Genomic DNA, 17,374 nt, shown 5'->3' with positions numbered 1-17,374 from the left:
TCGTAGTAGTTGCCGGCAGCCCCCCTCCGAGCGATGCTTTGCCCTCGAGAAGAATGCGGTCTGGCGGCCGGATGCATCATGTCGGGGACAACTCGTGGCGGACTACTCTTCCCAGTGCGATCCGATAAGCTCGTGAAGCTCGCAACCACCGTCGCTATCATGCTCGTTGCTGCGTCGCCGGCGCCGCACGCTTCTGCAGCAGATCTCGAGGCTCCGGTGGTGCTCGAGAACGAGCACGTCCGGGTTGTGGAGATATTCGCGGCTCCGGGGCAGCGAGTGCCGATCGATGGTCCGCGGCCGCACGTCATCGTCAGCCTGACCAAGGCGCGATTGGATGCCGTTTCGGCGGATGGCGATCGTTCCGCGGTCGACTATGCCCCTGGTCAGATCCTTTGGCGCGATCCGGCAACCGCGCGATTCGCGCGGGTGGCCGCAGGAAACGCCCACCTGTTCGTCGTAGAGCTGAAGCAGGCGGAGCTGGATGCCGGGCGTCCGTCCGCTCCTCTCGCGCCGGATCACTCGATCATCGTCGACCCCGATCAGCACCACCTCGTATTCGAGAACGAGCACGTCAGGATCGTCGACGGCATGGCTCCCCCCGGGGCCCGCAGCGCCGCGCACTCGCACCCGCCGTCCGTGCTCGTCAGCCTGGCCAAGTCTCGGTTCCGCGTCACCATCAGGGGAGCGACGCGGATATTCGACTTCGAGCCTGCCACGGTACGCTGGACCAATCATTTTCGGCATCGGTGGGAGATCCTGTCCGGCGAGGCGAGGGTGGTCATGGTCGAGATCAAGTCCGCGCACGACGACCCGCGATTCCGCGGCGCCATTGCACGGTCGCCGGACTGACTGAAGCGCCTGCGCTCGCGACGTTGTGCACAGTCGCGGAACAGCCACGGTTTCAAGCAGGGCCGAGCTGTTCGGCGCAACTACCGACCAGGTATTCGACTCTGCCCGCGTGCGGATCTAGCCTGCAGGAACCATCCGGGAGAAGACAGTGCCGCGAATAGTATGCGACGTCTCGATCTCTGCCGACGGTTTCTCGGCCGGTCTCAACCAAACCCAAGAGCGCCCGTTTGGCGCCGGCGACACCAGCATGCTTCACGCATGGATGTTCGAGACGCCTGAAGAGAACAGGGCGGAGCTCGATCAGATTGCCGCACCCAGGGCGTTCGTCATGGGCCGCAACATGTTCGGGCCGGTCCGGGGCGCGTGGAACGATGAGTGGAAGGGCTGGTGGGGACCCGATCCGCCCTATCACGCGCCGGTGTTCGTGCTTACGCACCATGCGCGCGAACCCGAGCCGATGGAGGGAGGAACTACCTTTCATTTCGTCACCGAGGGCATCGAGGCCGCGCTGAGAATGGCCCGGGCCGCGGCAGGCGAGGGGGACGTGGCGATCGCCGGCGGCGCAACCACCGTGAACCAGTACCTGGCTGCTGGGCTGATCGATGAGCTGCGTCTGCACATCGCGCCATTCACGCTCGGGAGCGGGACGCGCATCTTCGATGGGGTGCCGCCCCTTCGGCTGCAGCAGGTTTCCGCGCGGGCCGCCGCGTTGGTGACCCATGTCGTCTACCGCCTGCTCCGCTGAGACCCCTGTGACCCGCCGGTGCGCTACGGCTGCGCCCGGCGGCGTATCGGCAGGCTCAACGCCCACGCCACGGGCCATCGGCAGCCGCGGCCGAGGCCTTCGCCCCGTTTTCGGCTCGATGATCCGAGGAGAAATCGAATGCTGACGATGGCCATGCTGTTGTTGTCGGTTTCCTCGCCAGCCGAGCCGCCGCCCCATCCGCGGTCGGTGGACGCGATCGCGACCCAGGTGGTCGAGGTCCAGCTCTCCCTGGAGCCGGTTGCGGCCTATCTGCACGGGCTGCCCTTGCCCAGGCACGACAGCTTCGGCGCCCGCACGCCGGATGAACTCGCCGGCGCACGGGACCGATACGACGAGCTTCGGACCGAGCTTGCCGCGATCGACCCGTCGTCGCTACCGGAGCGCGACGCGGTCACCTTCGCGGTGACCGAGGAGTATCTCCAGGCCGAGCATGGACTGCGTGTCTGCCGTCGCGAGCTCTGGGCGGTCGACCACATGTTCGGGTGGCACAGGATCCTGCCGATCATCGCGGCGAGGCAGCCCGTGGACACTCCAGAGCAGCGGTCGCAGGCCCTCCAGCGCTGGGGCTCGCTCGGCGCGTGGGTGGATGCCGAGATCGAGAACCTGCGGACCGGGCTGAGCGCCGGCTACTCCGCGCCTCGTCCCGTGGTGGTCAGGGTCCTGGCCCAACTGGAGAGCATGACGGGGGAGGGCGCGACTTCCCCTGTCGATTCGCCGGCGGCGCGCGCGACGGATCCTGCGTTCGCCAGCGCGTTTCAGGAGATCATCGGGGAGGTGGTCGATCCGGCGTTGCGGCGCTACTCCCGCTTTCTGAAAGACGAGTATCTGTCCGGCGCCCGGGCTGGGCTGGGCATCTCGGAGCATCCCTCGGGGGAAGCATGCTACGCCGCGTCGCTGCGCTACTACACGACGCTCCAGGATTCGCCGGAGGCGATCATGCGTCTCGGCGCCTCGACGGTCGCCCGCAACCTCGCCGAGATCGCGGCGATGACGGGAAAGCCGAGGCGGGATCTCGACCTCCCGGAGCTGATGCGGTCGATCCGCGAACACCCGGCCAACGGCTTTGCCTCGGAAGAGGAGATCTTCGGCCTGACGAAAGAGCTCGTCGAGAAGGGCCGTCAGGCGAGCAAGGAGATTTTCGTCGCGTTGCCGCGCCAGAGGCTGGAGGTCACGCTCTATCCCCCGCATCTGCGCGGGAGCGGCGTCAGCTCGCACTACGAACCCGGCGGGGATGCCGGCCGGCCCGCGCGCTTCATGCTGCAGACCGACGATTGGGAGCAGCAGAGGCGGTCGGACATCGAAATACTCGCCTTTCACGAGGCCTTTCCGGGCCACCATCTTCAGCAAGGCCTGGTAGCCGATGCCCAGAGTCATCCGATCTCCAGGCTTGCTGGCAATTCGGCCTATACCGAAGGCTGGGGACGCTATGCGGAAGCCCTCGCGGAAGAGCTCGGTCTCTACTCCAGCGAGCTTTCCAGGATCCAGCGTCGGCTATGGCCTGCCCGCGGCATGGTCGCGGATCCCGGACTCCACACCAAGGGTTGGACCCGCGACCAGACTTACCACTACCTGCTCGAGACCGGTCGCTTCACGCCCGCCCAGACCGACGACCTGATCGACCGGATGGCGATTCTTCCGGGGCAGCTGACCGCATACGACGCGGGCGGGCTGCAGTTCCGCGCACTGCGGGAGAAGGCGGAGGCCGCGCTCGGCAGCCGGTTCAGTCTGGTCCAGTTCCATTCGCTGCTGCTGGACAAGGGGCCGGTCCCCCTGTCCGCGCTGCAGCGGATGGTCGATGGATGGATCGCCGCCAAGACCCGCGAGCGCGCCGGGGTCGAAGACGCGGGTCGTGGCACGAGCCGGTAGATCCGGCCCAAACCCGCTCGCCGGCGCGATTCGTCCCGGGGAGTGGTCGCATGCGGCCAGAACGGGTGGACAGGCGATCCCCATTGGGCAGGAACAGGTCCAGGCGCTCTCCAGAAGTCAGCGTCCGCTCGCACGCGTTCAGATTTCCTGTTCGACCTCGCTGCGGCTCGTCCGATGCCGAGGGCCCGGAAGGGCCAGGCGATCGCGGACTCCACCGGAACCGATCATCATCCGCAGCCGCGTGTCTCCATGATGCGCTTGGTCTCCGCATCGATGGGAAACCACAATTCGGTCCGGAGTGACGCCTGAGTGACGTTCTGCGGCAGGCCGAAGACGGTCTGAACCAGCAGGAAGGCCAGCGTGCCCAGTTCCGTGTCGATGACGAGTTGAAGATGCGGATCGCCCGCTGCGCGGCGTCGCTGATCTTCGTCTTCGCCGAATCGTTCCCTGAGCGATCTCTCCATGCGATCCACGCGCGGCCCCAGCGTGGGCCTGGTCAACTGCTCGGTACGCAGCTGGCGCAGCAGAGCGAATCCTGCCTCGGCCGCATTGCGGACCTTGGCGAGAAGCCCGCCAGGGTGAGACACGGCGGCGATCATGTCCATCTCGCCGGGCGGCCCATCCATGCTGGCGAGGAAGTCCGGCATTCCCAGCGTGCAGAGCCAATGCCCGCTAGCGTTCATGGCGGATATCATCCAGTCGGAGTCGAAAATGATCCCTGGGTTGGGCTCATGCGCGGCGAGCATGTCGGACAATGCCTTGAACGCGGGCGAGCCGCGCTCGTGCTCGGCACCGAACGCGAAGAACGCAGGCGAGTAACCCCCGCCCAGCAATGCCGCGTTTCGCTCATCGGGCGTCGCGCCGGTTGCGTCGGCCCAACGGAGAATCAATCCACGACTCGGCAGAGCCCGCCCTAGCTCGACGAAGCTGACGTGGCGCTGCGACACGCCAAGCCGCAGCGAGAGTTCGAGCTGCGAAATCGCCGCGGATGCGCGCATTCGCCGAAGGGTACTCGCCAGGCAAGCCGATTCGGTCGCGAAGCCAGTCGCAGGACCGAGGGGACGGTGTTCTTCAGCGCGCATGACGGTCCAGTCTGGCCGCGCCCGATCGAAGTCCGTAGTCCTCGGATCGCACGTCGATAGCCCGTGGTTGATGTTTCGGAGCGCGACTGGCGTGCCAGGCGCGCCGATGCGCGGCGGCGTCGCGCGCCGGCACGCCTGCGCGTGACACGGCCGGCGGTGTATGGTTTGGCGCCATGACAACCGCTACCGACACTGCGCGTCGATGAGCACCTACGGACTCGGCTCCGTCTTCAGGGCCGCCTCGATCGTGGTGATCGGCGCCAGCCCGCGCGAGCGATCGGTCGGCCGCGTCGTTCTGCGCAACCTGCGGCAGGCCGGATTCGACGGCCGGCTGGGCCTGGTCAACCCGCGTCACCGCAGCGTCGACGGCATGCCCTCGGTGGCACGGATCGCCGATCTGGGCTGGGCGCCGGAGCTGGCGGTGATCACCGCGCCGGCCCGCCTGGTGCCCCGCATCGCCGCCGAGGCGGCGGCGGCCGGGACGCGCGCGGCGATCGTCGTCAGCGCCGGACTGGGCGACGGGCCCGGTTCGTTCGCCGCACAGCTGCAGGCGGTGGCGCGGCCTGCGGGCCTGCGCATCGTCGGCCCGAACTGCATGGGGGTGATGGCGCCGCACCTGCGGCTCAATGCCAGCGTCGCCGCGCATGCGGCCGCCCCTGGGGACCTTGCGCTGTTGTCGCAGTCCGGGGCGATCGCCGCCGGGATGGTGGAGTGGGCGCGCGCGCGCTCGGTCGGGTTTTCGGCGGTGGCGACACTCGGCGACGGGCTCGACGTCGACTTCGGCGACCTGCTGGACTACTTCGCGTTCGACCGCGGCACCCGCGCGATCCTGCTCTACGTCGAGGCGATCGGCGATGCGCGCAAGTTCATGTCGGCCGCGCGGGCCGCAGCGCGCGCCAAGCCGGTGGTGGTGGTGAAGGCCGGACGCCATGCCCGAGCGCTCGATCCCGCGACCCACGTCGCCGCGCTGGCGGCGCCCGATGCGGTCTATGGCGCGGCCTTCCGGCGCGCGGGCCTGCTTCGGGTGCAATCGCTGGAAGAGCTGTTCGCCGCCGCCGAGACCCTGCGCCATCTGCGCGCCACGCCCGGCCGCCGCCTGGCCATCCTCGGCAACGGCGGCGGTGTCGGCGCGCTCGCGCTCGACCGCCTGCTCGACCTGGAAGGCACTCCCGCCACGCTGTCGGGCGCGACCATGGAGCGGTTGCAGGCGGCGCTGCCGGCCACCTGGTCGCACGGCAACCCCGTCGACATCACCGGCGATGCCGACGGCGCGCGCTACTCTGCGGCGATCGACGCGCTGCTGGCCGATCCGGACAACGACGCGCTGCTGCTGGTCAACGCGCCCACCGCACTGTCGTCCTCCGGCGAGGCGGCGCGCGCGGTGGCCGCCAGCCTGGCCCGACGCCCGCCGGCGGCGTCGGGAAAGCCGGTGCTCGGGGTCTGGCTGGGCGGCGAGCCGGCGGCGCTGGACGTGCTGGACGCCGCCGGCGTGCCTACCTACGCCACGGAGGCCGACGCGGTGCGCGGCTTCATGTACCTGGTGCGGCACCGCGAGGCGCAACTGGCGTTGATGGAGACGCCGCCGAGCCTGCCGGAGGATTTCGCGGTCGATGCTGCCGGCGCGCGCGAGGTGGTGGCCGGCGCGATGGCGGCCGGCCGGGAGTGGCTGGGCCCGGCCGAGGTCGCGCGCCTGCTCGAGGCGTACGCGATCCCCTTCACGCCGCTGCAGGTGGCGGCCGGGCCCGACGAGGCGGTAGCGGCCGCTGCGCCGCTGCTGGAGGCTGGCCAGGCGGTCGCGGTGAAGGTGCTTTCGCCCGACATCGTGCACAAGTCGGACGTCGACGGCGTGCGCCTGAACCTGGTCGGCGAACGCGACGTGCGCGAGGCGGCGGATTCGATTCTGCAGCGCGCGCGCGAGGCCAGGCCCGGCGCGCGCATCGACGGGCTCATCGTACAGCCGATGATTCGCCGGCCGAAGGCGCGGGAGCTGATTCTGGGAATCGCCGACGATCCCGCCTTCGGCCCGGTGGTCGTGTTCGGTCGCGGCGGCACCGCGGTCGAGCTGATCGACGACAAGGCGCTGGCGCTGCCGCCGCTGGACCTGCGCCTGGCGCACGAGCTGATCGGCCGCACCCGCGTCTCGCGCATCCTCAAGGCCTACCGCGACGTGCCGGCCGCGGACGAGCGCGCGGTGGCGCTGGTGCTGGTGAAGCTGGCGCAGCTGGCCGCCGACATCCCGGCGCTGCGCGAGCTCGACATCAACCCGCTGCTGGCCGACCGCGACGGGGTGATCGCGGTGGACGCACGGGTGCGCATCGCGCCCTCGCAGCCGCTGCACAAGGGACCGGGCCATCCGCGCTTCGCGGTGCGGCCGTATCCCAGCGAGTGGGAGCGCGAGCTGACGCTGGCCGACGGCAAGCGCGCCTTGGTGCGCCCGGTGCGACCCGAGGACGACGCGATGTTCCGCCGCTTCTTCGAGCACGTCAGCAGCGAGGACCTGCGCCTGCGTTTCTTCAACGCGGTGCGGCACTTCAGCCACGAGTTCATCGCCAGGCTGACCCAGCTCGACTATGCCCGCGCCATCGCCCTGGCGATGATCGATCCGGGCAGCGGCGAGATGCTCGGCGCGGTGCGGCTGGTGGCCGATGCCGACTACGACCGCGGCGAGTACGGCATCTTGGTGCGTTCCGACCTCAAGGGCCAGGGCATCGGCTGGCGGCTGATGCGGATCATGATCGAGTACGCGCACTGGCTGGAGCTGCGGGTGGTCGAGGGCCAGGTGCTGCGCGAGAACAGCACCATGATCGAGATGTGCCGGCAGCTGGGCTTCCGCATCGAAGCCGATCCGGAAGACGCCACCCTGGTCAACGTGGTGCTGCCGGTCGCCGGCAGCTGACGCCAGGGGGCGAGACCGCTCTCTGCAGGAGCGACCCATGGTCGCGAAAGCCCGCGTGGTCCGGATCGCGGCGATCGCGGGGTCGCCGGCCGCGCCGGCCTTCGCGGGCATGGCCCGCTCCTACGAAGGGCGGTCGCCTGCTAGGCGCGACCACGGTCGCGAACGCCCGCGTGGTCCGGAGCGCGGCGATCGCGGGGTGGCCGATCGCGCCGGCCTTCGCGGGCATGGCCCGCTCCTGCGAAAGGCGATCATTCGCGGGGCTTGGCGGGGACGAACGGAGAAACCGGATCGCTGGCGGGGAAGGTCTCCTCCAGCGCTTCGTCCTGGTTCTCGTTCTCGTGGCGCTTGCGTTCCTGCTCGCGTGCGGGCTCGCCGTCGCCGGCTGCCGGGTCGCGCTGCCCGGGGTGTTCGCGGCCGGCGTTCATTGGCGGCCCGATCCGGATTTCTTGCCGCCGCCGTCCTGCTTGTTGACGGTGGCCCAGGCGATGCGCTCGGCGTCGTCCTTGGAACGGCCCTGCTCGCGCTCGGACTTCTCGATCTTCTCGGCCTGGCGCTTCTGCTGGTCGGTGTAGGCCGACTTGTCTCCACGGGACATGGGTCGCACTCCGGGACGGGGACTGCGATCTTCGCGCCGGCCTCGTCACGGCGGGGTCAAATCGGCGTATCCCGGACGTTGCGCCCCGGAACGGGTTTCGCTCCCGTACAGGCGGCCACGCGCGCGCCGCAGGCGGATAATGGCCCCGTGCGCAAGATCCTCCACATCGACATGGACGCGTTCTACGCCTCGGTGGAGCAGCGCGACGACCCGGCGCTGCGCGGGCGGCCGGTGGTGGTGGCCTGGCGCGGAGCGCGCTCTGTGGTCTGCGCGGCCTCGTACGAGGCGCGCAGGTACGGCGTGCGCTCGGCGATGCCGGCGGTGCGCGCCGAGCGGCTGTGCCCGGACGCGGTGTTCGTGCCGCCGGACTTCGCCCGCTACAAGGCGGTTTCGCGCCAGGTGCGGGAGATCTTCCTGCGCCATACCGACCTGGTCGAGCCCTTGTCGCTGGACGAGGCCTACCTCGACGTCACCGTGCCGACGATCCCGTCCCCGAGCGCCACCGCCACCGCGGAGGCGATCCGCGCGCGGATCCGGGAGGAGACCGCGCTCACCGCTTCGGCCGGCGTGGCGCCGAACAAGTTCCTGGCCAAGATCGCCTCGGACTGGAACAAGCCGGACGGCGTGTTCGTGGTCAAGCCGGCGCGGGTGGAGGCATTCCTCACCCCGCTGCCGGTCGGGCGCATCCCCGGCGTGGGCCGGGTGATGGAAAAGAAGCTCGCCGACCTCGGCATCGCCACCGTCGGCGACCTGCGCGGCTTCGCCGCCGAGGACCTGGAGCGGCGCTTCGGCAGCTTCGGCCTGCGGCTGTACCAGCGCGCGCGCGGCATCGACGAGCGACCCGTGCAGCCGGACCAGCCGGTGCAATCCATCTCAGCCGAGGACACCTTCGCCAGCGACCTGCCGCTGGAGGCCCTGGAACCGGAGATCCGGCGCCTGGCGGAGAAGGCCTGGGCCGCCACCCGCAAGACCGAGCGGGTCGGCCGTACCGTGGTGCTCAAGCTGAAGACCGCGCAGTTCCGCATCCTCACCCGCAGCCACACGCCGGATGCGCCGCCGGCGAGCCTGGCGCAGTTCACCGGGATCGCCCTGGCGCTGTGCGGACGCGTGGCGCTGCCGCCGTCGACCCGCTACCGGCTGGTCGGCGTGGGGCTGGCCGGCTTCCGCGAGCGCGAGGAGCTGCTCGCGCAGCAGGAGTTGTTCGTCGCGCCGGGTCCTGCGCCCACGCTGCCCTGAACGCGTCGCGGGCGGCCCGGCCGGCTTTTGGCAGTCGCGGCGCCGGAGTGACAAGGTTTCTGGTGCGGAGCGCGGTATGTTCTGGTCGTCGATGGCGGAGGGGAGGCGACATGGCGACGATCAGGCAAGGGGCCGCGGCCGAGCTGTACCAGGCGCTGGTGCGCGAGGGCTGCGAACGCAGCGGCCAGGTGTTCGAAGAGGCGCGCGAGAGCTATCTGGTGTTCGTGCTGTTGCGCCACCAGCGCGATGCGCACCTGCTGGCGCGCACCCACGCGCTCGAATGGCTGCACGCCCAGGCGCAGCTGGGCAGCCTGCGCGCCGACGCGCTGCGCGACGTCGGCGACCGCTGCCTGCTGATCGCCGGGCTGTATCCCGCGCTGGCGGAGCGGCGCCGGGTGAACGTGGACTATTTCGTCGAACTCGGCCGCGGCGCCTACCAGGGCGTGGCCGAGTGCAGCCGCGCCGCCTACGCGGCGCTGTTCGAGCAGCTCGCGGCGAGCTACCGCGACCTGGTGCGCGCGCTGCGCGCGATCCGCAGCGGCGACCGGCTGGACCCGCGTCTGCCGCCGGGGGGCATGGCCGCCTGAACCGCGCACCGGCCCCACGCGCGGCCGTGTCGAGGGTCAGTGCGCGAAGGCCGGGGGAGGCAGCACGATCCGCGTACGTTCGGTCCGTCCGTGCTCGAGAAACTCGAGGATGGTGTCCGCGACTTCCGGCGACGCCATGAAGAGATTGTGCCCGGCGTTCTCGATCAGCACGTGCGCCGCATTGCCGAAACGGGCGGCCGTGTCTGCCGCGCTTTCCGGATAGGTGCGCCCGTCGAGGGTCCCGCTCAGGAACAGCGTCGGCACGTCGGAGCGGATCGGCGCGCGGAAGTCGTCGCCGAGGTCGGGCACGCCGTAGGCGCCGGCGAGGTGCGGCATCGGATAGTTCAAGGCATCGCCAAGGAGCGCCGTCCGGGCCTGCGCCTCGACGAGTTCGAGGCGCTGCGCAGCTATTCCCGAGGCCGAATCCATGGCCTCCGGCATCCCGCTGGCGAAGCGGCCGAAGTCGCTGCGGATCCTGTCGTGGATCGTTTGCCCGACCTCGTCGAAATCGCCACCCGCCATGGCCGCGAACATCGCCGGCAGGTACGCGAGGTACGGCGGATCGGAGACCATGCCGGATACCAGCATCTGGACGTCCAGCCTTCCGATCGACAGCCGGGCCTGGCCGCCGTCTCCGGTCGCGACGGCGACGGTGACGGGCGCTGCATCGAGTCGATCGTAGACCTTGCGCATCAGTGCCGAAAGATCCGGGAACAGCGCGGCGGCCGTCGCGTCGGCATCGATCGCCTCCTGCACCCGAACGAAGAACGCATCGGTAAGCGCCGGCAGCTTCACCGTCTCGTGAAGATCCTCGATGCTCGCGAAGACGGCCTTGTCGATCCGGTCCGGATAGCGCTTGAGCGTTGCCAGGCCGAGGTGCGTGCCGTAGCTGATGCCCCACAGCGTGATTCTGTCCGCGCCGAGCGCCCGGCGCAGATCGTCGAGGTCGGCGGCGCTTTCCCAGGTGTTGTAGCCGGTGAGATCGATCCCCGCTTCCTCCCAGAATCCTGCGCAGGCCCGCGCCTGGTCCCGCATGAACGGAATCAGGCGCTCGCGCGTCAGCGGCTGGTCGAGCGGATAGGCTCTGCCGGTGTCGCAGCGCGGTATGTCGTTCGACCAGCCGGTGCCGCGCTGATCGAAGGCGATGACGTCGGCGACCGCGCGCAACGCCATGAACAGCGGGAAGCGCTCGCGCCTGGCCGTGCCGACGCCGGGTGCGCCCGGGCCCCCGGCGAGATAGACGATCGGTGCCGCAGGTTCCGGGTTCGTCGATGCGAACCGTACGAACGCGAGCTTGATCCTGCGGCTCTCCGGATCGTCGCGATTCTCGGGAACCCAGAATTCGCCGCGCTCGGCGGCGACCACGGTGCCGTCCGCCGCCTCGAACCGGTAGGGTTCGAATGTCGGGCCTGCATCCTGCGCGATCGGATCGCTTCGTATCTGTGCATGGACCTGGAACAACGCTCCGACTACCGCGACGATCGCGACGGAGACCCCAACGACCCGGTTGCGCATGTCTGTATCCTCTTCGGCGTTATTGCCGGTGTTGCCGTCGCACCTTATCGGCCCCGGCGCCGCTTCTGCCGGACTCGTCGGCGAACGGCCGCAGGCGTCGGTGAACTACCGGATGGACGGCCGGGTTGCTGGTAAAAGGGTTGCGTATGCGAAGCAGGATGCCGGCGGTTGGACTACCGGCGCTGTTGGCCGGTCTCCTGGTCGTCGGCGCGGCGGCGGCGCTCGCGGCCGTGTCGTCCGCGGCCGGGGCGGCCTCGGACCTCCCGACCCCGGCGATCGCCACAGTGAAGGTCATGGAAGGCGACGATGCGCTGTGGGCAGCGGCGGAATTCGACGACCGCGGCTGGGAGGAGATGCGCTGGTACAGGATCGACCCGCAGGGGCGCCTGGTCTGGGTGCGCGCCCATGTGTCGCTGCCGACGGCTCCGGCGCTCGAAGAGGCACCGCTCGCGGTCTACGTTTCCGCGCTCGCGGCGTACGAGGTCCATTGGAACGGCGAGCGCATCGGCGGCAGCGGAACGCCGGGAGCGAGCGAGTCGCTCGAGATCCCCGGCAAGCTCGACACGGTCCACCACGTGCCCCGGCGGCTCGTGCGCAAGGGCGACAACGTGCTCGCAGTCAGGATGTCGAGCTTCCATCTGCGCCGCGTGCTGGCTGGGCCGGTGCACCTGCTCGCGGTCGGCGAGTACGGGGCATTGCATCACCAGGCCGTGTTGCGGCGGCTGCCGGCATTCGCCGCGGCCGGCGCGTTGCTGCTCGGCGCCGTGTATTTCGCTGCCATGTTCTTCTCCGACCGCCGCGACCGCGGCTCGCTGTTGCTGTCGTTGCTGTCGCTTGCCGCCCTGGTCCAGCTGGCCGCGGAACTTTCGCGCGTCGTTTTCTCGTACGAGTATCCGCTGCACATCCTGCGCCTGGAGATCGTGCTGGCAGCCGCCGCCGCTTCCGGGCTGCTGCTTGGCGCATACGTGGTCGACCTGTACGCCGTTCGCCACCGCCGGGCGCTGATGGCGCTCGCACTGGCGACGATCGGGGCATCGGCGCTCGCCGTGCCGGGCTTCGACGGCAAGACCGCATACGTGATTCTTTCCGCACTGCTCGTCGTCGTGGTGGCCGCCGCGATCGGCATCCGAGCCCGCCTGCGCGGTGCGGCGATCACGATGGCCGTCGCGGCCGGGCTGGCGGTCTGGCTGGTTTCGAGGCCCTTCGGGTTCGTCGACCAGATGTATTATCTGGCGCTCACGGCGTTGCTGTTGTTCCTGTTCGCGCAGCAGGTCGCCCTGCTGCGGCGGACGCAAAGCGTGCGCGCCTCCGCCGAGTTGCGCTCCGCACGCCTCGAGCTCGAGCTCCTGAAGCGCCAGATCCAGCCGCATTTCCTCATGAATTCGCTGACCGCCGTCGCCGAGTGGATCGAATCCGACCCCGCGACCGGCGTGCGCATGATCGAGGCGCTCGCGGGCGAGTTCGGCGCGCTGGCCGCCATGAGCGACAAGACGCTCGTTCCGCTCGCCGACGAACTCGAACTCTGTCGACGCCATCTCGAGGTGGTGAGCTACCGGCAGGACCGCGTGTTCGCCCTGGACAGCGATGGCGTCGACGTCTCCGGGCGCCTGCCGCCCGCAACGCTGCACACGCTGCTCGAGAATGCGCTCACGCACAATGCATATGCAGGCGGCGCCGTGTTCACCCTGGAAGCCGCGGAGTCGGGGGGCGGGCGCAGCTCCTATCGGCTGCGCTCGCCGTTCGAAGGCCGTGCCCGCGGCCGTCGGCGCGACGGCCGCGGACACGCATATGTCAGGGCGCGCCTACGGGAGGCCTTCGGAGACGACTGGTCGTTCGCCGCGGCGCCGGAGGGCGTCGAATGGGTGGACACCATCGAGATCCCGAGGGCATAGCATGCACATCGTCGTCATCGAGGACGAGACGGTCGTCGCGCGACGCATCGAGCGTCTGGTGCGCCGGATACTCGGTCCGAGGCTCCTGCGAATCGACCGGGCAGGGACCCTTCGCGATGCGACCAGGCTGCTCGCACGGTTGCAGGATGCGGTCGTCTTGCTCGACCTCAACCTGTCGGGGGACGATGGATTCGATGTCCTGCGCCGGGCGGTTGCCGAGCCCTTCCAGACGATCGTGGTCTCGGCGAATACGGATCGCGCCGTCGAGGCATTCGAGCTCGGCGTCGTCGATTTCGTACCCAAGCCGTTCACCGAGGAGCGTCTGGGCAGGGCGCTGGATCGCGTCGGGCGGGGCGGCCGGAGCGGCGGTGGGCCGCCCTCGTTTCTCGCCGTCACGCTCGCCGGTCGCGTCGACCTCGTCGCCGTCGGGACGGTCGTCGCGATCCACGGCGCCGACGACTACTCGGAGATCGAGACTTCCGACGGGCGCAGACATCTGCACAAGAAGACGCTGACGATGCTCGGGCGGGTCCTGCCGGAGAACTTCCTGCGGGTGCACAGATCGCACATCGTGAACCTGCGCTTTGCCGAGGGGATGGACATCGAGAGCGGGGGGCGCCGTGTCCTGCACCTGTCGAACGGCAGTTCCGTTCCAGTGAGCCGCAGCCACGCCGGCAAGCTCGGGGAAGCAGGGGGCCTGCCCTGACGGGTGGATCCGCGCCCTGCGCGCCGACCGGTCTCCCGGCCGGCGCCCCGGGTCCTGCTAGCGCGAGGGCTGCCAGCGCACCGCCAGCCGGTACTCCCGGCCTGGCTGGTTGTACCAGGCGATGGTCTCGTAGTCGCGGTCGAACACGTTGGCCGCTCGCGCCTGCAGGGTCCAATCGCGATGGAACGCGTACTCCAGGCGCAGGTCGGCGGTGGCGTGCCCGCCCAGGCGCACGGTGTTGGCGGCATCGTCGTAGCGGTGGCCGGCGGCATTGAGGGTCACGCCGACGCGGACCGCGCCGAAACCGCGGTCGAGGTCGAGCCGTCCGGTGTTGCGCGCGCGCCGCGCCAGCAGCTGGTCGTGGTGGGCCCCCTCGCTGCGGTTGCGCGGATCCACGTGGCTGAGCTGCGCCGACATGTCCCAGCCGGCCAGCGTGGCGGCGAGGGTGACCTCGGCGCCGCGCAGTCGTGCGCGATCGACGTTGACCGGCCGGAAGGTGGTGGCGTCGTAGTTGATCAGCTCGTCGACGCGGTTCTGGAACAGGTCCAGCGACCAGCTCCAGCCGTCCGCGGCCTGGGCGACGCCGAGGTTGAGGTTCTTCGAACGTTCCGGATCGAGATCCGGATTGCCCGAGAACGGGTAGTACAGGTCGTTGAAGCTCGGCGCGCGAAAGCCGGTGGCGTAGCTGGCGGTGGCGCGCAGGCCCTGGCCGAACTCCATGCCCCAGCCGACGCTGCCGGTACGGTGGCTGCCGAACTGCTCGTTGTCGTCGCTGCGCAGGCTGGCCTGCAACCGCTGCGCGCCGAAATCCCCCTGCCAGGCCGCGAAGACGCCGAGGTTGTCGCGGCTGTCGACGTCGTAGCCGGTCGTGCCGGCAATGCGGTCGTCGAGCCAGTCCGCACCGAGCGTCAGCACCTGATCGGCGGACAGGCCGATGTCGCCCTGCAGCGAACCCTGCTGGCGGCGGGTGCGCAGATCGGCGACGAAGTCGCCGTCGAGAAAATCCTCGGTGCGGTCGTCGCTGCGGCCGAGGCCGGCCTGCAGCGCCAGCCTCGCGGAGGGCTCGAAGCGCAGCCTGGCGCCCACCACCTGCTGCACCGTCTCCGAATAGTTGGCCCAGGTGCCGTCGAAATGATTCTCCCCCTCGGCACGCAGCGCCACGCCGTCCACGGACCAGGCCGGGGAGAATTCGATGCCGCCGCGCAGGCTGGCGGAGAGGTTGCGGTAGCCATCGCGGTCCGGCTCTTCGGCGTAGCAGCCGGCGCCGAAGCCCTCCAGGGTGCCGCGGCAGGCGTCGATGCCGTCGGTACGCAGCCAGGCCACGTCGGCGCCGAACCAGGCGCGTCCGTTGCCGCCGCCGACTCCCGCGCCGGCTTCGCGCAGGCCGTGGCTGCCGATGCCGGCGTGCAGGCGCGGCCGCGCCGGCCCGGTGTCGCGGCGGGTGAAGATCTGGATCACCCCGCCGATGGCGTCGGCGCCGTACAGGCTCGAATGCGGCCCGCGCACGATCTCGATGCGATCGATCTGCGCCACCGGGATGTCCTGCAGCGCCGGCAGCCCGGCGGTGGCCGAGCCGATGCGCACGCCGTCGAGCAGCACCAGGATCTGGTTGGATCCGGCGCCGCGCATGAACAGCGAGCTCTGCTTGCCGGCGCCGCCGCTGTTGACCAGGTTGATGCCGGCGCGGCCGCGCAGCAGGTCGGGCAGGGTGATGGCCTGGCTGCGCTCGATTTCGGCGCGATCGATCACCTGCGCCGGGACCAGGCTGTCGGCCAGGGCGATCCTGGTGCGGGTGGCGGTGACGATGACTTCGTCCAGGTCGGTAGCGGCCGGGGCGGCCAGCACCGGCAGCGGCGACAGGACGGCCGCGACGGCCAGAGTGAGATGACGCAGTTGCATTGGTTTCTCCATCGCGCGCACCCTCGCACGCGGTGACGGTGAAGGCGCGCACGGGGTGCGGCCCGACGGCGGTCGCGGCGAGGCAGGACGAGGGCGGCGGGAGCGGACGCGGGCGTCGGCATCGCTGCCGCAATGCCCGCCGCATCGCAACCAGTGGAAGGGGATCGTTCCCCCTGCTCAGGCCGGTCTCCGGACTCGCGGGCGGACCGGCGGCGCGCTGGCCTGGCCGGTCCCGGCGATCGCGCCTTCCCATGCGCCCCGGAATCCGGAGCCTGCACAGTGGCCGATGCGATCGCCTGACTCGCTTACCGTTGCGGGGGCAGTGCCGGACTGGCCACGGGGGCGTCACCGGCTTCCCGTTTCAACCCGGCGGCGGTTGCCGTCGGGTCACCTGAAGCGGGTGCGATTGTACGCCAACGCGGCCGCCGCCGCCGTTCCCGCGAGGGCGCGAACCCATGGGCGTTCCGCGTCGCCACCAGGGCGATCGATCGGTTCGACGTCGTCGGAAGGCAGCGCGTGCCGAGTCGAGGGATTGCGGGCGCGGGACGGGGGGCGCAGGAGGAGACGCGCTGGGCGCCGCAGATGCGGCAGCGTTGGAACCGGCTCAGTCTTCGTCGCCCGGCCCGGCCGGATCGGCATACGGATCCGCCTCGGGCGGATCCTCGCGGTGGATCGTGGTGGTGACCGGGCCGGCCGCGGGCTTGCCGCGCGGCGCCGGCAGGTCGGCGGTGGCGGCCTCCGCGGCTTCGACCAGCTGGCGGCGGCGATCGTCGGGAACTTCCTGCCAGTGGCAGTCGAGCAGCGCGCCCTCGAGCGCGTAGAGCAGGTTGAGGCTGGGGCGGAAGCCGGCGCGGCGTACCCGCATGAAGGCCTCCACCGGGCCGGCCGCCTCCAGGTCCTCGCGGCTGCGCAGGCCGACCTGGCGCAGCCAGGCGGCGGACTTGGGACCGATATTGCGCAATTTCGGCGTGCTCACTGCAGCGACTCCAGCCAGATGCGGGCGATGGTTTCCAGGCCGGCCTGGTCCTCGGCGTCGAAACGCCCGGGCAGCGGGCTGTCGAGGTCGAGCACGCCGACCAGCACCTCGCCGGCGATCAACGGCACAACCAGTTCCGAGCGCGAGGCGGCATCGCAGGCGATATGGCCGGGAAAGGCGTGCACGTCGTCGACGCGCTGGGTGATGCGGGTGTGCGCGGCGGCGCCGCAGACGCCGCGGTCGAGGGGGATGCGGACGCAGGCAGGCAGCCCCTGGAACGGGCCCACCACCAGCTCGGTGCCGTCGAAGAAGTAGAACCCGGCCCAGTTGAGATCCGGCAGGGCTGCGAACAGCAGCGCCGAGAGGTTGGCGGCGTTGGCGATGCGGTCGCGCTCGCCGGCGAGCAGGGCGCGGGCCTGCTGCGCGAGCTGGGCGTACTGCGCGGGCTTGTCGCCCTCGAGGCGCTGGGATGCGAACATCGCCGAAGTGTAGCAACTGCGCGGCGGCAG

General features: G+C 70.3%; 14 protein-coding genes, 1 pseudogene and 1 riboswitch. Of the genes and pseudogenes, 8 read left to right on the top strand and 7 right to left on the bottom strand.

Annotation, left to right across the window (positions count from 1 at the left end):
• Nucleotides 1-132: 132 nt before the first annotated feature.
• The 3 genes from H0E84_RS04165 to H0E84_RS04155 all read left to right on the top strand — a co-directional run bounded on the left by H0E84_RS04165 (nt 133) and on the right by H0E84_RS04155 (nt 3,481).
• A complete protein-coding gene (locus tag H0E84_RS04165) occupies nt 133-849 on the top strand; it encodes a hypothetical protein (RefSeq protein ID WP_180677369.1) in 717 nt (238 codons plus the stop codon).
• 148 nt (nt 850-997) lie between these two features.
• Complete coding sequence (locus H0E84_RS04160; RefSeq protein ID WP_345776264.1) at nt 998-1,594, top strand: dihydrofolate reductase family protein; 597 nt, start codon at nt 998-1,000, stop codon at nt 1,592-1,594.
• A gap of 138 nt (nt 1,595-1,732) precedes the next feature.
• Nucleotides 1,733-3,481: a DUF885 domain-containing protein gene (locus H0E84_RS04155; RefSeq protein ID WP_180677368.1), complete on the top strand. Its 1,749-nt coding sequence runs from the start codon at nt 1,733-1,735 to the stop codon at nt 3,479-3,481.
• 227 nt (nt 3,482-3,708) lie between these two features.
• On the opposite strand, the gene H0E84_RS04150 is transcribed toward H0E84_RS04155, so the two are convergent.
• Nucleotides 3,709-4,563: a helix-turn-helix transcriptional regulator gene (locus H0E84_RS04150; protein WP_257644058.1), complete on the bottom strand. Its 855-nt coding sequence runs from the start codon at nt 4,561-4,563 to the stop codon at nt 3,709-3,711.
• A 202-nt stretch (nt 4,564-4,765) separates the two neighbouring features.
• On the opposite strand from H0E84_RS04150, the gene H0E84_RS04145 reads away from it, so the two are divergent.
• Nucleotides 4,766-7,459: a bifunctional acetate--CoA ligase family protein/GNAT family N-acetyltransferase gene (locus tag H0E84_RS04145; protein ID WP_180677366.1), complete on the top strand. Its 2,694-nt coding sequence runs from the start codon at nt 4,766-4,768 to the stop codon at nt 7,457-7,459.
• A 248-nt stretch (nt 7,460-7,707) separates the two neighbouring features.
• On the opposite strand, the gene H0E84_RS04140 is transcribed toward H0E84_RS04145, so the two are convergent.
• Both H0E84_RS04140 and H0E84_RS04135 read right to left on the bottom strand, forming a co-directional pair.
• Entirely contained in the window at nt 7,708-7,884 is a 177-nt protein-coding gene (locus tag H0E84_RS04140; RefSeq protein ID WP_180677365.1) for a hypothetical protein, read from the bottom strand.
• Nucleotides 7,884-8,054 (bottom strand): annotated as a pseudogene (locus H0E84_RS04135) (HupB); the annotation flags it as partial. The pseudogene H0E84_RS04135 and the gene H0E84_RS04140, both read right to left, overlap by 1 nt.
• A gap of 147 nt (nt 8,055-8,201) precedes the next feature.
• Between H0E84_RS04135 and dinB the strand changes: the two are divergent.
• A complete protein-coding gene (gene dinB / locus H0E84_RS04130) occupies nt 8,202-9,290 on the top strand; it encodes a DNA polymerase IV (RefSeq protein ID WP_180677363.1) in 1,089 nt (362 codons plus the stop codon).
• A gap of 110 nt (nt 9,291-9,400) precedes the next feature.
• The gene (locus H0E84_RS04125; protein ID WP_180677362.1) at nt 9,401-9,877 is read left to right on the top strand and encodes a hypothetical protein; all 477 of its coding nucleotides are present in this window, start codon (nt 9,401-9,403) and stop codon (nt 9,875-9,877) included.
• Between the two features lie 36 nt (nt 9,878-9,913).
• Here H0E84_RS04125 and H0E84_RS04120 read toward each other — a convergent pair whose 3' ends face one another.
• The gene (locus H0E84_RS04120; RefSeq protein WP_180677361.1) at nt 9,914-11,392 is read right to left on the bottom strand and encodes an alpha/beta hydrolase; all 1,479 of its coding nucleotides are present in this window, start codon (nt 11,390-11,392) and stop codon (nt 9,914-9,916) included.
• Between the two features lie 185 nt (nt 11,393-11,577).
• On the opposite strand from H0E84_RS04120, the gene H0E84_RS04115 reads away from it, so the two are divergent.
• Both H0E84_RS04115 and H0E84_RS04110 read left to right on the top strand, forming a co-directional pair.
• Entirely contained in the window at nt 11,578-13,284 is a 1,707-nt protein-coding gene (locus H0E84_RS04115; RefSeq protein ID WP_180677360.1) for a histidine kinase, read from the top strand.
• Between the two features lies 1 nt (nt 13,285).
• On the top strand, nt 13,286-13,990 hold the full coding sequence (locus H0E84_RS04110; protein ID WP_180677359.1) for a LytR/AlgR family response regulator transcription factor: 705 nt from the start codon (nt 13,286-13,288) through the stop codon (nt 13,988-13,990).
• 57 nt (nt 13,991-14,047) lie between these two features.
• Here H0E84_RS04110 and btuB read toward each other — a convergent pair whose 3' ends face one another.
• From btuB to H0E84_RS04095, 3 genes are all read right to left on the bottom strand, one after another.
• Nucleotides 14,048-15,889 (bottom strand): TonB-dependent vitamin B12 receptor, encoded by a 1,842-nt coding sequence (gene btuB, locus H0E84_RS04105; protein ID WP_180677358.1) that lies wholly within the window; start codon nt 15,887-15,889, stop codon nt 14,048-14,050.
• Nucleotides 15,890-16,052: 163 nt separating this feature from the next.
• A riboswitch (cobalamin riboswitch) is annotated at nt 16,053-16,299 on the bottom strand.
• 194 nt (nt 16,300-16,493) lie between these two features.
• Nucleotides 16,494-16,865 (bottom strand): TfoX/Sxy family DNA transformation protein, encoded by a 372-nt coding sequence (locus H0E84_RS04100; RefSeq protein WP_180677357.1) that lies wholly within the window; start codon nt 16,863-16,865, stop codon nt 16,494-16,496.
• Nucleotides 16,862-17,344, bottom strand: coding sequence for a GAF domain-containing protein (locus H0E84_RS04095; RefSeq protein WP_180677356.1), 483 nt, complete (start codon nt 17,342-17,344; stop codon nt 16,862-16,864). The genes H0E84_RS04100 and H0E84_RS04095 overlap by 4 nt, the downstream gene beginning before the upstream one ends.
• Nucleotides 17,345-17,374 lie beyond the last annotated feature (30 nt).

Source organism: Luteimonas salinisoli (assembly GCF_013425525.1).
GTDB lineage: Bacteria > Pseudomonadota > Gammaproteobacteria > Xanthomonadales > Xanthomonadaceae > Luteimonas > Luteimonas salinisoli.
Note: the sequence above shows the minus strand (reverse complement) of the source record. Positions and strands in the feature narration are given on the sequence as shown.